The sequence below is a fragment of the Blautia sp. CAG:237 genome (genome assembly GCF_000436615.1).
GTDB classification, from domain to species: Bacteria; Bacillota; Clostridia; order Lachnospirales; family Lachnospiraceae; genus Blautia_A; species Blautia_A intestinihominis.
This window is the reverse complement of record NZ_FR886763.1, coordinates 38,961-52,548: the sequence shown is the minus strand read 5'-3', so window position 1 is coordinate 52,548 and position 13,588 is coordinate 38,961. Positions and strand designations below refer to the sequence as shown.

Sequence of the window (13,588 nt, the reverse complement as noted above, 5' to 3'; positions counted from 1 at the left end):
GAAGAGCTGAGGAGATCGTTGCGAAACTGAATGAGCGCACAGAGTGCAAGGTAACTCTGCATGACTTCTCAGATCCGGAAGTACTTCGTGCTTCTATCGCAGAGAGCGCAATCCTTGTAAATGGTACTTCTGTTGGAATGGCTCCGAATGTAGACAGAACGATCATCACAGATACAAGTATGTTCCATAAGGATCTGTTTGTATTCGATGTAATTTACAATCCACAGGAAACAAGACTGCTCCGTGAAGCAAAGGAAGCAGGATGCAAGACTGGTAACGGTATGTACATGCTGCTGTATCAGGGAGCTGCGTCCTTCAAGCTTTGGACGGGTGAGGAGATGCCGGTGGAGATCATAAAGGAGAAGTATTTCTCTTAAGAAGAGGAAATATATGGCTTGAGAAGCCGAAAATAATCGCCAAGGGGACTTCGCAGTCCCCTCGGCACACCCCTCGCCGGTGTTTTCGACGGGATGAATGGTGGTAGGAAGGGTACAGAGTTCTTCGTCGTGGAGGACGGGAGGGTGTTGACTTTACTGATTCTGAAAAATTGATGTTGTGAGTGATTTTGGTTTGTTTTCGTAGATGGTGATACCATCTTTTTTTATTTCTTCTTTTAGTGTATCTGAAATTGGTGCGTCTGCTTGTATAATATCGAATATTAAGAGTGAATATATATTTTCTTTGACATCCCAGTAAAAATTATCGAAATCTCCACCGTATACAACAATATCAATATCGCTTCGTTCTGTATGTGTACCTCGCGCGCGTGAACCAAATAGTATGATTTTCGTAACAGAATATTTCTGTGCAAGTGTGGTAAGTTCTCTGAAAACTCTATCCGGTAGATTGTATCTCATATTTTATCACCTCCGATTTATATGAAATTATATCCGGGGATTTTTTGTAACTGTTCACAGGTAGAGACCTACAGGGCAAAATGCCATCACCGAAGGTGATTTGGAATGCATTTTGATCAAGTTGCTGTGAACGGAGTGAACAATAACGATTTTTTTGAGATAATATTGAGAGTTAGAGTGGAAGCGGGTATACTGTGTATACAGTAAACGCAGAAATAAATGGAGGTGTAAGATCATGGAATCCAGATCAGATGAGTTATATCATGTCTTGTGTGAAAAGGGCTACCCGGATGACTTCTGCAAGGAAATCGCCTACCGGCAGATGAATACAGATTATACGGCTACGCGAATGTTAGGCTACCTCTACCGCGTCTCCAATCCCCGCCCGGAGGACGTAGTAGACGAAATGCTAGCAATCCTGACCGACCGCGAAGCAATCATCCAAAAGAAAGAACTGGAACACGCCCAGGCAACGATAAACCATGTTTACCGGAAAGGCCTGTGATAATATGAAAACATTAGAACAATTCAAAGTAGAACAAATGAAAGATAAGGAATTTGCTACGGAATACGAAAAGATTTGCCTTGAACTTGAGAATGAGAAAACAGAAATACAGGCAGAATATGAATTAAAAAATAATGTGGAATAATAAGAAAAAGCACTGAAAGTTATGATGAATCATGAGTTCAGTGCTTTTTTGTTACAGACTACTTAAGAAATGAAAGATCAATCTCCCCATCAAAAACGGTAGTAGCCGGCCCTGTCATATATACGAGGTTTTCCTGGCGGTTCCAGAAGATCTGGAGGTTGCCGCCGAGGAGTTTGACGGTGACTGGTTCGCCTTCGTCAACGAGTCCGTTCAGGGTGGAGGCTACGGCTACGGCGCAGGCACCGGTGCCGCAGGCGAGGGTTTCGCCGGAGCCACGTTCCCAGACACGCATCTGGAGTGTGTGGCGGTCAATGACTTTGACGAATTCTGTGTTGATACGGTCCGGGAAATCAATGTGGTTTTCGAATTTCGGACCGATCTTTTCGATTTCGAGATTGTCAATGTCATCCATATATACGATCGCATGTGGATTTCCCATGGAAACACCTGTGATACGGTAAGTAGTACCATCTACATCCAGCGGTTCGTCGATGACCTGTTCCTTGCTGGAAACGATCGGAATCTGGTTTGCTGTCAGAATCGGGGATCCCATATTTACTTTAACGAGGGCAACTTTGCCGTCATCCCCAAGTGTCAGATCCAGATACTTGATACCGCTTTTGGTTGCAACAGAGATGCTGGTCTTGTTGACGATGCCGTAATCATAAGCATACTTGGCAACACATCTGATTCCATTTCCGCACATAGCACCCTGAGAACCGTCGAGATTGTACATATCCATCTCACAGTCTGCCACGTCAGACGGTTTGATCAGGATCAGACCATCTGATCCGATTCCGAAATGGCGGTCGCTGACGAATTTTGCCACAGCAGATGGATTGGTTACTGTTTCCTTGAAGCAGTTCACGTATACATAATCGTTGCCGATCCCGTGCATTTTTGTAAATTTCATAAAAGTCCTCCTATTTATTAATATTCTCCCCATTCAGTTACAGTATCTTTAGTAAAAAACTAAAAAGCTGGATAAACTTTCCAACATCATAGAACCATAGTATAACGGAAAAATGTTATAGTTTTGTGAAGTTTAACTAAAAAATACTCAAAATTATTATGAATAACGCCTAAACTCTTTTGAAAATCAAAAGAACTTACGGAACCAGCTCCTGCATTTCCGGAAACGGTCCAAGACTGCGTTTCAAAATTCCCGTTACCTGTGCGATCAGAATACCATAATTGGTGATCGGCACGCCCTGATCCTGGCAGCAGGCGATGCGGTATTTCATTTCGCGTTCATTCAGCATGCAGCCGCCGCAGTGAACGACCATTTTATAGGAAGAAACATCATCCGGGAATTCTGTGCCGGAAGTAAATTCAAATACAGGTTCTTTTCCTGTATAGTTTCGGATCCACTCAGGCATCTTGCAGGTTCCAATATCTCCACATTGACGATGATGCGTACATCCTTCTGCGATCAGGATATGGTCGCCATCCTCGATAGAAGAAAGTGCGGCAACGCCTTTCAGCTGTGTCTCCAGTTCTCCTTTATATCGTGCAAAAAGAATAGAAAACGAAGTCAGAGTGATATTCTCCGGTACATCTTTTGAAACACGCGCAAATGCCTGGCTGTCAGTGACAACCAGTTTCGGACAGACACCCTGCGCCAGAAAATGATCCAGAGTACTTTTTAACTCCGTATCCCGCACAACAAGGGAAAGTGCGCCACGTTCCAGAATATCACGGATCGTCTGCTGCTGCGGCAGGATCAGACGGCCTTTCGGTGCGGCCTTGTCGATCGGGACGACCAGGATCACCAGATCAAGCGGCTCGATCAGATCCTGGATCAGTGGATACTGGTGTGTATCTTCCGGTTTCAGAGTGGCGATCTTTTCTTTTAGTTCCTGGATGTTCATGCCATCAGCTGCACTGGCCAGAACTTCCCCGGCGCGGACTGACATTGCGAGATTCTTGATCTCTTCGACAGAAAGAAGATCAATCTTATTGTAAACAACAAGATACGGAATGTGCTTCTCATGGAATTTATGAAGAAGCGCAAATTCCTCTTCACCCTTTCCAGTGGTGCTGTCCACGACCAGGATCGCAATATCCGTCTTGTTCAGGACCTGATAGCTTTTGCGCACGCGAAGCGCACCAAGTTCGCCCTCATCATCAATCCCCGGTGTGTCAATGACAACCACAGGGCCAAGCGGCAGCAGTTCCATGGATTTGTATACAGGATCCGTCGTAGTTCCCATCACAGAAGAAACGATCGCAAGATCCTGCCCGGTCACAGCATTGATCACACTCGATTTCCCGGCATTTCTTTTTCCAAAAAAACTGATATGTACCCGTTCAGAAGCAGGTGTCTGATTCATTCCCATAACTCTTCCCCCTTTGCCTTCGAAAAAAGATTACAGAAAATAATCCGAAAAAACAGGAAAAATTTACTGCAATATTTTAAATTATGAAAGTGTTTCTTTCTATTATAAGAAAATACAGAAAAATATGCAAGTATGAGAAGTGCATTTCTGCGTAAAAAGCGACAATGCTAAAATTTTTGTATTGCACTAAAAGAAAGAATTGCTTGTATTTTCTGCGGATTATGATACAATAAGAAAAATGAAGAGGAATTATGCATTTTTCCTGCATAAATATTCCAGGAAAACGAGGAGGAAAAGAAGATGAACTTAAAGAAAATCACAGCAATCGCTCTTGGTGCAGTTATGACTGTATCTATGGCAGTACCGACATTTGCAGCAGACGATGTAGAGACCGTTACAGATGGCAAACTTACAGTAGCAACAAGCCCGGACTTCGCACCGTATGAATTCTATTCTATCGATGATGACGGCAACCCGACACTGGCAGGATTTGACATGGATCTGGCTAAGTACATCGCAGACAAGATGGGACTGGAACTGGAAGTAGTCCCGATGGACTTTGACGGTGTATTAAGCGAACTTGCTCAGAAGAACGTAGACCTTGGCATGGCTGGTCTTTCCCCAGATCCGGCACGTGAGGATGCTATGGAGTTCTCAGACCTGTACTATCAGGGTGGACAGTCCTTCGTAACTGTCAAAGACAAAGCAGATCAGTTCAAATCTCTTGAAGATGCAAACAACAAGGATTACTCCATCGGAGCACAGACAGGTTCTATCCAGCTTGATCTTGCAAACGAGAACACACCGGATGCTGATATCGTATCTCTTCCTAAGGTTACTGACCTTATCACAGAGCTTCTGACAGGTAAGATGGATGGTGCATTCATCGAGACAGCAGTAGCAGAGAGCTATCAGAAGAACTATCCGGATCTTGTGATCGTATGTGATGTACCGTATGATACCGTAGGATCTGCAATCGGTGTTTCAAAAGGAAACGATGCACTTCTCAAAGCTGTAAACGCAGCGATCGCAGATGCACTTGATGACGGTTCCATGGACAAATTCATCGCAGATGCAACAGAGCTTGCAGCAGGTCAGACATATGAAGGAACACTGGACGACAACGGTGCAGTTCCGGAGACAGATGACACTGCAGAAGATGCTGAATAAGCAGATCAACCTGACTGGTAATACAAGCAATGGATAATGGATTCCTCCCCAGAACTGATGGGGAGGAATTTTGCTGACGATCAATTTATTACATTATTAAGAAAGGAATTTTTATGGACAGTTTTATTAAATTATCTAATTTTGGCAAAATTGCCCCATATGCACAGCTGTTCAGACAGGGACTTCTGGTAACTGTACTGTTATCCCTGTTCACCGTTGCGATCGGTTTTGTGCTCGCACTGATCCTTGCGCTGATGCGTATGTCAAACATCCGTCCGTTCCGCGCTCTCGCAGTAGACCGTAATGGACATCTGAGAGAGGGAGGACCGCTGGTATGGCTCTCAAAATTCAATCCCCTTTCTTTTATCGCAACTGCATACGTTGAGATCCTTCGTTCCACACCTGTACTGGTACAGATCTTCATCATCTACTATGGTGTGTTCGGAATGATCGACCTTCCGTCTTTCCAGATGTTTGGATTTATCAAATTCAACAGATTTTTCCCTGGTGTCGTTGCACTTGGAATGAACTCCGGTGCTTACCTCTGTGAGATCATCCGTGCAGGTATCCAGTCCATCGATCAGGGACAGACAGAGGCAGCCCGTTCTCTGGGACTTTCTCAGACAATGAACCTGCGTTACATCATTCTTCCGCAGGCACTCAAGAATATCCTTCCGGCGATTGCAAATGAATTCGTTGTTATCATCAAGGAATCTGCGATTACATACACCATCGGTGTACAGGATATCATGTCTGCAGTAAACGCAGTCAAAGGTGCGACCTTTATCATCATCGAGCCTCTGCTGGTAGCAACAGCGATCTATTTCTGCCTGTGCTTCCCGACCTCCAAACTGATCGCATATTTCGAAAGGAGAATGAGCCATGGCGACAAACGATAGTATGATCCAGGTAAAAAACCTCAAGAAACATTATCACAGGGGCGCGATCAAGGCTCTGGATGATGTGACAGTCAACATCAACAAAGGTGATGTTATGGTAGTCATCGGACCGTCAGGTTCCGGTAAATCCACTTTTCTTCGAAGCCTGAACCTTCTGGAAGAGCCGACAGACGGTGAGATCATCTTCAACGGTGTGGATATCACCAAGAAGAAATACAAGGACGCTTCCGGCAAGACTGTAAAGCTCAACATCGACGATCTTCGTCAGAAAATGGGAATGGTGTTCCAGCATTTTAACCTGTTCCCGCATATGACGATCCTTGACAACATGACCCTGGCACCTATGAAGGTCAAAGGTGTTTCCAAAGAAGATGCCGAGAAAAAAGCTCTGGAGCTTCTTGCGCGTGTAGGACTTGCTGACCGTGCCAATGCATATCCGATCCAGCTTTCCGGCGGACAGAAACAGCGTGTTGCGATCGTCCGCGCACTTGCAATGGAACCGGAAGTCATGCTGTTTGACGAGCCGACTTCCGCACTTGACCCGGAGATGGTAGGAGAGGTTTTGGATGTTATGAAAGAACTTGCGAAGGAAGGCATGACCATGGTCGTGGTAACACACGAGATGGGATTTGCAAGAGAGGTTGGAAACCGTGTACTTTTTATGGCAGACGGGAAACTTCTCGTAGACGGAACACCGTCAGAAATCTTTGATAACCCGAGCAACCCGCGTCTGCAGGAATTTTTATCCAAAGTTTTATAAAATCAACAAAGATTAACGAGAAGGTAACCGGAAGATTCTGGTTGCCTTTTCGTGAATAAAGATAAATCATGTCGAAAGAAGGTATTATATTATGACAGCAGAAAAACAGTCTGCACTGCAGACGATCGAAGAAAAAAAATCTCTGATCACCGGTATCGCAGATAAGATCTGGGGATTTGCAGAGCTTTCCCTCCAGGAATTTAAGTCAGCCGAAACCTACTGCGAAGCTCTGGAAAAAGAGGGATTCGAAGTGGAGCGTGGAACCAGCAATATCGAGACGGCTTTTGCGGCATCTTATGGCCACGGACGTCCGTATATCGGAATCCTCGCAGAGTATGACGCGCTTTCAGGGCTTTCTCAGGAAGCAGGTGCAACTGAGCGAAAAGAGATCCACGTCGGCGGTAACGGCCATGGATGCGGACATAACATCCTTGGTGCAGGAGCTTTTGCGGCAGCACTTGGAGTGAAAGCATATCTTGAGAAAAATGACATTTCCGGAACCGTGATCCTCTATGGCTGCCCGGGAGAAGAGGGCGGTGCTGCAAAGGCATTCATGGCGCGTGACGGAGTCTGGAAAAAACTCGACGCAGCCCTTACCTGGCATCCGGAAGACGTCAATGAAGTTGCAACCGGTTCCTCCAACTCCTGTATCCAGACACAGTACAAGTTTACAGGAATCGCCTCTCACGCGGCAGGAGCCCCGGAGATGGGACGAAGCGCCCTTGATGCAGTAGAACTTATGAATATTGGCGTGCAGTTTTTGAGAGAGCATATGAGCGACAAGGCAAGGATCCATTATGCGATCACAGACGCAGGCGGATGCAGCCCGAACGTGGTACAGCCTCGTGCAAGCGTCCTCTATATGGTACGTTCCAATCATGTGGCTGAGGCGGTAGAACTCCAGAAACGTGTCGACAAGATCGCAGAAGGCGCGGCTCTGATGACGGAGACTACTTACGAGAAGAAATTTATCGACGGACTCGCCGATACCGTGAGCAACTTTGCCCTTGAGCGCGTCCTCTATAAAAACTTCAAAGAACTGGGCGTTCCGCAGTACACAGACGAGGAGAATGCTTTCGCGGATGCACTCGCAGAAACCTACGATCACAGCGCGGTTCCTGGTGTTGCGGCAGAAAACGACGAGGAAGCGAAAGAACAGGTGGAGAAGATGCAGAAAGAATATGGACATGCAATGAATGCATTCCTGACACCTCTCTATCAGAAAGATGCGTTCAAAGCAGGGTCTACGGATGTTGGAGATGTAAGCTGGCTGACCCCGACAGCACAGATCCACGTTGCGGCATGGCCAAACGGCTGCCCGGGACACAGCTGGCAGAATGTTTCCTGTGACCGCACAGAGATCGGTCATAAAGCAGCCCTGTGTGCAGGAAAAGTCCTCGCAGCGACCGCGATCGATCTGTTTGAAGATACTTCACTTCTGGATGAAGCAAGAGCAGAGTTTGAAAAACGTACAAAAGATGGATATGTATGCCCGATCCCGAAAGATGCAGTGCCGGTCATCCCGGACTGATCTGGACGATAAAAGAAGATAAAAAAGAACCGGCTCCGGTGCAGGATAAAGCACACGGGAAACCGGTTCTATTTGATTACGGAATAAAATCCTGTTATTCGGCTTCTTCCATTTGGGCACGAAGGGCACTTAATTCCTTCATTTCCTTATAACAGTATTTGATGATCTCCTTACGGGTGATGATGCCAATAAAAGACCCCTTGTCATCTATGACAGGAACATAGTTCTGGTTGATGGCACGATCCAGAAGATCCTCCATATCTGCGTCCGCATGAACCGGCTTGTAAGTGGCACGGCGCGGGATCGCCATGATGGAAACATCCTCCATCTGCTTCAGGTCTGTGATATTGATGTTGAGACGCTTGATTCCCCACAGAAGATCTCCCTCGGAGATCGTTCCGGTGTATTTACCCTCTTTGTTAAGAATTGGGATACAGGAGAATTTTCGGTGCTCCATCTTCTCGACGGTCTGACGAAGTGTTTCGTCCTCAAATATATAAGCAACGTCACTCTTAGGTGTTAAAAAAAACAAAATATTCACAATCAGTACCTCTGTCTTTCTATACTCATTCAGTGTATCTGGCTTGGTTTATAGTTCAGATGCTCTTATTATGATAGTATGCGGGGTACAGAATGTCAATTGTTTAAATATTAAAAATTGGTGAAAAATCACTATAAATCCTGAAAAATAAGAAGGTTTTACAGCAGATTTACTCCGCCTTCCTCTGCTGCTTTGCGCACAGATTCCGGCCAAATGGATACATGTACTTCACCGATATGAGCTTTGCGGAGGAAGAACATACAGATACGGGACTGGCCGATACCGCCGCCGATGGTATATGGCAGTTCTTTGTTAAGGATCGCTTTCTGGAATGGAAGCTCTCTGCGGTCGTCACAGCCTGCTTCTGTGAGCTGGGAGTCAAGAGAATCCTCATCAACACGGATACCCATAGAAGAAAGCTCCAGAGCGATATCAAGAACCGGATAGTATACAAGGATATCTCCGTTCAGTTCCCAGTCATCGTAGTCCGGGGCACGTCCATCGTGACGCTCTCCGTTGGATAAGGTCTTACCAACCTGCATAAGAAAGACAGCACCTTTCTCCTTGACGATCTTGTATTCTCTTTCCTTTGGTGTCAGATCAGGATACATGTCAACCAGTTCCTGAGTGGAAACGAAAGCGATTTCTTTAGGAAGAATCTCTTCAATGTAGTCATACTGGACAGCCATGTATTTCTCTGTCTTGCGGAGAACGCTGTAGATGGAGCGAACGGTGTTGATCAGAGTTTCCATGGTACGTTCTTCTTTGGAGATGATCTTCTCCCAATCCCACTGGTCTACATAGACGGAGTGGATGTTGTCGAGATCTTCATCACGACGGATCGCGATCATGTCAGTATACAGTCCTTCGCCGTGAGCGAAGCCATATTTTTTGAGTGCGTAGCGTTTCCATTTGGCAAGGGAGTGTACGATCTCAGCGTTTTCTTTTTCTTCCTGTCCTTTGATGTCAAAGCTTACAGGACGTTCTACGCCATTCAGGTTATCGTTGAGACCTGAAGACGGGGATACAAAAACCGGTGCAGAAACACGAAGAAGATTCAGCTTCTGGGCGAGGGTCTGCTGGAAAAAGTCTTTGACTGTTTTAATTGCAACCTGTGTATCATGCAGACTCAGATCTGAATGATAACCGGCAGGGATTTTAATTTCATCCATAATATTTCCTCCTCAAATTTTACTAGGCTTAATTATAGCAAGAAATTTTCTGTATTGCAATTTTAACCTTGCATTATTTTGAAAATGAGTCTAAAATAAATGTTACTGTCCGCATGATCTGACCACGTAAATGATGTTTGGATGACGGTCCACAGGTGACTTTATGCGGTGCAAACAAATGTTCAGAATATGGCAAAAACAAGGGGAAATTTCAGACAATAAAAAATGAAATATCCCCTTTTATTTTACATGATGTTGTGGTATACTCTCATAAGCAGTACAAGATATGGGGAAGGCGAAAAGAATAGAAAAGCCTTATATTATAGCAAACAGGAGAGACAAAGGTATGATCTATGTAATCAAAAAAGACGGCACAAGAGAAGAATTTGATCCGCAGAAGATCGTCAAGGCGGTAAATAAATCAGCCGCACGTATTCTTTATAAATTTTCAGATGAAGAGAAGGAATTTATCTGCCAGTTCGCGCAGGAACATGCAGATTCTCTTGGAAAGAATGAGATCGAGATCCAGGAGATGCACAATATCGTAGAGGGCGCACTGGAGCGTGTGAATCCGGCGGTTGCCAAGAGCTACCGTGATTACCGCAACTACAAGCTGGATTTTATCCATATGATGGATGATGTCTATACCAAGAGCCAGGCAATCCGCTATATCGGTGACAAGAGTAATGCAAATACAGACAGCGCTCTTGTTGCTACCAAGAGAAGCCTGATCTTTAACGAACTGAACAAGGAATTATACAGGAAGTTTTTTATGAACCGCAATGAGCTGCAGGCATGCAAGGACGGATACATCTATATTCACGATCAGTCTGCACGACTGGACACGATGAACTGCTGCCTGTTTGATGTGGGGGCAGTTTTAAGCGGCGGTTTCGAGATGGGGAATGTCTGGTACAACGAGCCGAAGACACTGGATACTGCATTTGATGTCATGGGTGATATCATCCTGAGTACAGCAGCACAGCAGTACGGTGGCTTTACAGTGCCGGAGGTCGACAAGATCCTCGGACCATACGCACAGAAGAGTTATGACAAATACGTCAGCGAATTTATGAAATACTCCGATGAGAACTGGACCGGCAGAGAAGAGAGAGCTATCGAGTACGCGCTGGACAAAGTCCGGAGAGATTTTGATCAGGGATGGCAGGGAATCGAGTACAAGCTGAATACGGTAGGTTCTTCCCGTGGTGACTATCCGTTTGTTACTGTGACACTCGGACTTGGTACAGGTCAGTTCGAGAAGATGTGTAATATTTCTCTTCTGCAGGTGCACAAGGGCGGTCAGGGTAAGAAAGGCCATAAGAAGCCGGTTCTTTTCCCTAAGATCGTATTTCTGTATGATGAGAATCTTCATGGACCGGGCAAACCGTGCGAGGACATCTTTGAGGAGGGCGTTGACTGCTCCTCCAAGACCATGTATCCGGACTGGCTTTCTCTGACTGGCAAGGGCTATATCGCAAGCATGTACAAGCAGTATGGCAAGGTTATCAGCCCGATGGGATGCCGTGCATTCTTAAGTCCATGGTATGAGAGAGGCGGCATGTATCCGGCAGATGAGAATGACAAGCCTGTATTTGTAGGACGTTTCAATATCGGTGCAGTCAGTCTTCATCTTCCGATGATCCTGGCGAAAGCAAGAGCAGAGAGCAGAGATTTTTACGAGGTTCTTGATTTTTACCTGCAGATGATCCGAAATCTCCACATCCGCACCTATGAGTACCTGGGACAGATGAGAGCATCCACGAACCCGCTTGCTTACTGTGAGGGCGGTTTCTACGGCGGTCATCTCAAACCGAACGAAAAGATCGGCAAGATCCTCAAACCGATGACAGCTTCCTTCGGGATCACAGCCCTGAATGAGCTTCAGGAGCTTTACAACGGCAAATCTATCCGCGAGGATGGACAGTTTGCACTGGAAGTACTGAAATATATCAATGACAAAGTAAACCAGTTCAAGCAGGAGGACGGATACCTCTATGCGATCTACGGAACACCGGCAGAGAGCCTCTGTGGTCTTCAGGTTGAGCAGTTCCGCAAGATGTATGGAATCGTAGAGGGTGTTTCTGACAGACCGTATGTCAGCAATAGCTTCCACTGCCATGTTACCGAGGATGTGACTCCGATTGAGAAACAGGATCTGGAGGGACGTTTTTGGGAACTCTGCAACGGCGGTAAGATCCAGTATGTCCGTTATCCGATCGGCTACAACAAAGAAGCCATCCGTACCCTGATCCGCAGAGCGATGGACCTGGGCTATTATGAGGGTGTAAACCTTTCTCTGGCTTACTGCGATGACTGCGGTCACCAGGAGCTGGAAATGGACGTATGCCCGGTATGCGGCTCACGTAACCTGACAAAGATCGACCGTATGAACGGATATCTTTCCTATAGCCGTGTTCATGGTGACACACGATTGAATGAAGCGAAGATGGCCGAGATCGCAGAGCGTAAATCTATGTAAGCAGATAGAGTTTTAAGTATACAAAAAGAGTACAGATATGACGAAAGTGAAAGTCATGTCTGTACTCTTTTTGGTATATAAGGAGAAATTTATTTCTTCTTAGGTGTTACCGGCGGCAGCTCGCAGTAGTAAGCGATGCCAAGTGGTGTTACAAGAAGCGGGTGGACAGGACGGTAGACCGGAAGTTTGAGTTTCTTCTCGAATACGGTCGTGAATTCTTTGAAGCTGGCAGAACCGCCTACGACGTAAACCGCAGGGACCTCATATCCCTGGAGAAATCTTTCGGTGATTGTTGCCATCTTCTCAACAGTAGCCTTGATAACAGGAAAAATCTCAGCTTCCTTTTCAGGGTCAGTCTTGAGAACTTCAGCGTCCTCGTAAGGAATCTTGTAATGACCTGCAACGGTCATGGTCATGTGGCTTCCGCCTGTTGCCTCATCGTCGGTATAGATGACCTTGCCATCCTTGAGGATGCTGATTCCGGTAGTGCCGCCGCCGACATCGACAACTGCACCGTCAGTGATCTTGAGCACGGCAGAAGCAGCAGTCGGTTCATCTACGATGTTGGTTACTTCAAAACCGGCTCCTTCGAGGACATAGCCGATGCTTTTGATACTGCCCTCGGAAACTCCTGGAGGGATCGCTGCGGCACCGTAGAGAAGCTCCGTGCCGAGTTTTTCTTCAAGCTCATTTTTAAGTTTGGTGACAAGCTGAACGGATTCATAATAATTGACGATCACACCGTCACGGATCGCATGGGAAGGAGCAGAAGCTCCGGCAATCGGGCGGTTGTTGCTGTCCACAACAGCAAGTACGGTATTAGCAGTACCAAGGTCAACGCCGACTTTGAGCCTGCCACGGTAATTTTTGCATTCGCCGGTCCGCACCAGTTCTGCAAAATTAGATAAAGTTCTGTTTTTTAGTTCCATTTTTGCTACTCCATTTCTGCGAAAAAATATCGAATCTGCTATTTATTATATAGGAAATGACAGAAAAAAACAATGAATGGAGGAGAAAACTTTGAAAATTGTGCGACTGCTTGTTACTGTTCACAGGTAGTATCCCGCGAGGTGTTTTGCCATGAATATGGCAAAATCCCGAGACATACAGGGCAAAATCCCATCACCGAAGGTGATTTGGAATGGATTTTGACCAAGTTACTGTGAACGGAGTGAACAGTAACGACT

13 protein-coding genes and 1 pseudogene are annotated in these 13,588 nt (G+C 45.9%); 8 read left to right on the top strand and 6 right to left on the bottom strand.

What is annotated here, in order from left to right:
• Nucleotides 1–377 (top strand): annotated as a pseudogene (locus QZL69_RS11630) (quinate/shikimate dehydrogenase); the annotation flags it as partial.
• A gap of 153 nt (nucleotides 378–530) precedes the next feature.
• Here the strand turns inward: QZL69_RS11630 and QZL69_RS11625 are convergent.
• Nucleotides 531–857, bottom strand: coding sequence for a nucleotidyltransferase family protein (locus QZL69_RS11625; protein ID WP_022215376.1), 327 nt, complete (start codon nucleotides 855–857; stop codon nucleotides 531–533).
• Between the two features lie 235 nt (nucleotides 858–1,092).
• Between QZL69_RS11625 and QZL69_RS11620 the strand changes: the two genes are divergently transcribed.
• On the top strand, nucleotides 1,093–1,362 hold the full coding sequence (locus QZL69_RS11620) for a hypothetical protein (protein ID WP_022215375.1): 270 nt from the start codon (nucleotides 1,093–1,095) through the stop codon (nucleotides 1,360–1,362).
• 4 nt (nucleotides 1,363–1,366) lie between these two features.
• Nucleotides 1,367–1,507 carry a hypothetical protein gene (locus QZL69_RS11615; protein ID WP_173906784.1) on the top strand — a complete coding sequence of 47 codons (141 nt, stop codon included), beginning with the start codon at nucleotides 1,367–1,369 and terminating at the stop codon, nucleotides 1,505–1,507.
• Between the two features lie 58 nt (nucleotides 1,508–1,565).
• Here QZL69_RS11615 and dapF read toward each other — a convergent pair whose 3' ends face one another.
• Nucleotides 1,566–2,420, bottom strand: a complete 855-nt coding sequence (gene dapF, locus QZL69_RS11610; protein WP_022215373.1) for a diaminopimelate epimerase — start codon at nucleotides 2,418–2,420, stop codon at nucleotides 1,566–1,568.
• A 196-nt stretch (nucleotides 2,421–2,616) separates the two neighbouring features.
• Nucleotides 2,617–3,846 carry a [FeFe] hydrogenase H-cluster maturation GTPase HydF gene (hydF, locus tag QZL69_RS11605; RefSeq protein WP_022215372.1) on the bottom strand — a complete coding sequence of 410 codons (1,230 nt, stop codon included), beginning with the start codon at nucleotides 3,844–3,846 and terminating at the stop codon, nucleotides 2,617–2,619.
• 300 nt (nucleotides 3,847–4,146) lie between these two features.
• Between hydF and QZL69_RS11600 the strand changes: the two genes are divergently transcribed.
• The 4 genes from QZL69_RS11600 (at nucleotide 4,147) to QZL69_RS11585 (ending at nucleotide 8,206) form a co-directional block, all read left to right on the top strand.
• Nucleotides 4,147–5,016: a transporter substrate-binding domain-containing protein gene (locus QZL69_RS11600; protein WP_022215371.1), complete on the top strand. Its 870-nt coding sequence runs from the start codon at nucleotides 4,147–4,149 to the stop codon at nucleotides 5,014–5,016.
• A 113-nt stretch (nucleotides 5,017–5,129) separates the two neighbouring features.
• On the top strand, nucleotides 5,130–5,915 hold the full coding sequence (locus tag QZL69_RS11595) for an amino acid ABC transporter permease (protein ID WP_022215370.1): 786 nt from the start codon (nucleotides 5,130–5,132) through the stop codon (nucleotides 5,913–5,915).
• Nucleotides 5,899–6,675, top strand: a complete 777-nt coding sequence (locus QZL69_RS11590; RefSeq protein ID WP_022215369.1) for an amino acid ABC transporter ATP-binding protein — start codon at nucleotides 5,899–5,901, stop codon at nucleotides 6,673–6,675. Before QZL69_RS11595 ends, QZL69_RS11590 begins: the two co-directional genes overlap by 17 nt.
• Nucleotides 6,676–6,766: 91 nt before the next feature.
• Nucleotides 6,767–8,206 (top strand): M20 family metallopeptidase, encoded by a 1,440-nt coding sequence (locus QZL69_RS11585; protein ID WP_022215368.1) that lies wholly within the window; start codon nucleotides 6,767–6,769, stop codon nucleotides 8,204–8,206.
• 94 nt (nucleotides 8,207–8,300) lie between these two features.
• On the opposite strand, the gene QZL69_RS11580 is transcribed toward QZL69_RS11585, so the two are convergent.
• Both QZL69_RS11580 and asnA read right to left on the bottom strand, forming a co-directional pair.
• Entirely contained in the window at nucleotides 8,301–8,747 is a 447-nt protein-coding gene (locus QZL69_RS11580; protein WP_022215367.1) for a CBS domain-containing protein, read from the bottom strand.
• A 158-nt stretch (nucleotides 8,748–8,905) separates the two neighbouring features.
• Nucleotides 8,906–9,919 (bottom strand): aspartate--ammonia ligase, encoded by a 1,014-nt coding sequence (gene asnA, locus QZL69_RS11575; RefSeq protein ID WP_022215366.1) that lies wholly within the window; start codon nucleotides 9,917–9,919, stop codon nucleotides 8,906–8,908.
• Between the two features lie 346 nt (nucleotides 9,920–10,265).
• Here asnA and nrdD point away from each other — a divergent pair, with 346 nt between their 5' ends.
• Nucleotides 10,266–12,401 carry an anaerobic ribonucleoside-triphosphate reductase gene (gene nrdD / locus QZL69_RS11570; protein WP_022215365.1) on the top strand — a complete coding sequence of 712 codons (2,136 nt, stop codon included), beginning with the start codon at nucleotides 10,266–10,268 and terminating at the stop codon, nucleotides 12,399–12,401.
• An 89-nt stretch (nucleotides 12,402–12,490) separates the two neighbouring features.
• On the opposite strand, the gene eutJ is transcribed toward nrdD, so the two are convergent.
• Nucleotides 12,491–13,330 carry an ethanolamine utilization protein EutJ gene (gene eutJ, locus QZL69_RS11565; RefSeq protein ID WP_022215364.1) on the bottom strand — a complete coding sequence of 280 codons (840 nt, stop codon included), beginning with the start codon at nucleotides 13,328–13,330 and terminating at the stop codon, nucleotides 12,491–12,493.
• Nucleotides 13,331–13,588: the final 258 nt, after the last annotated feature.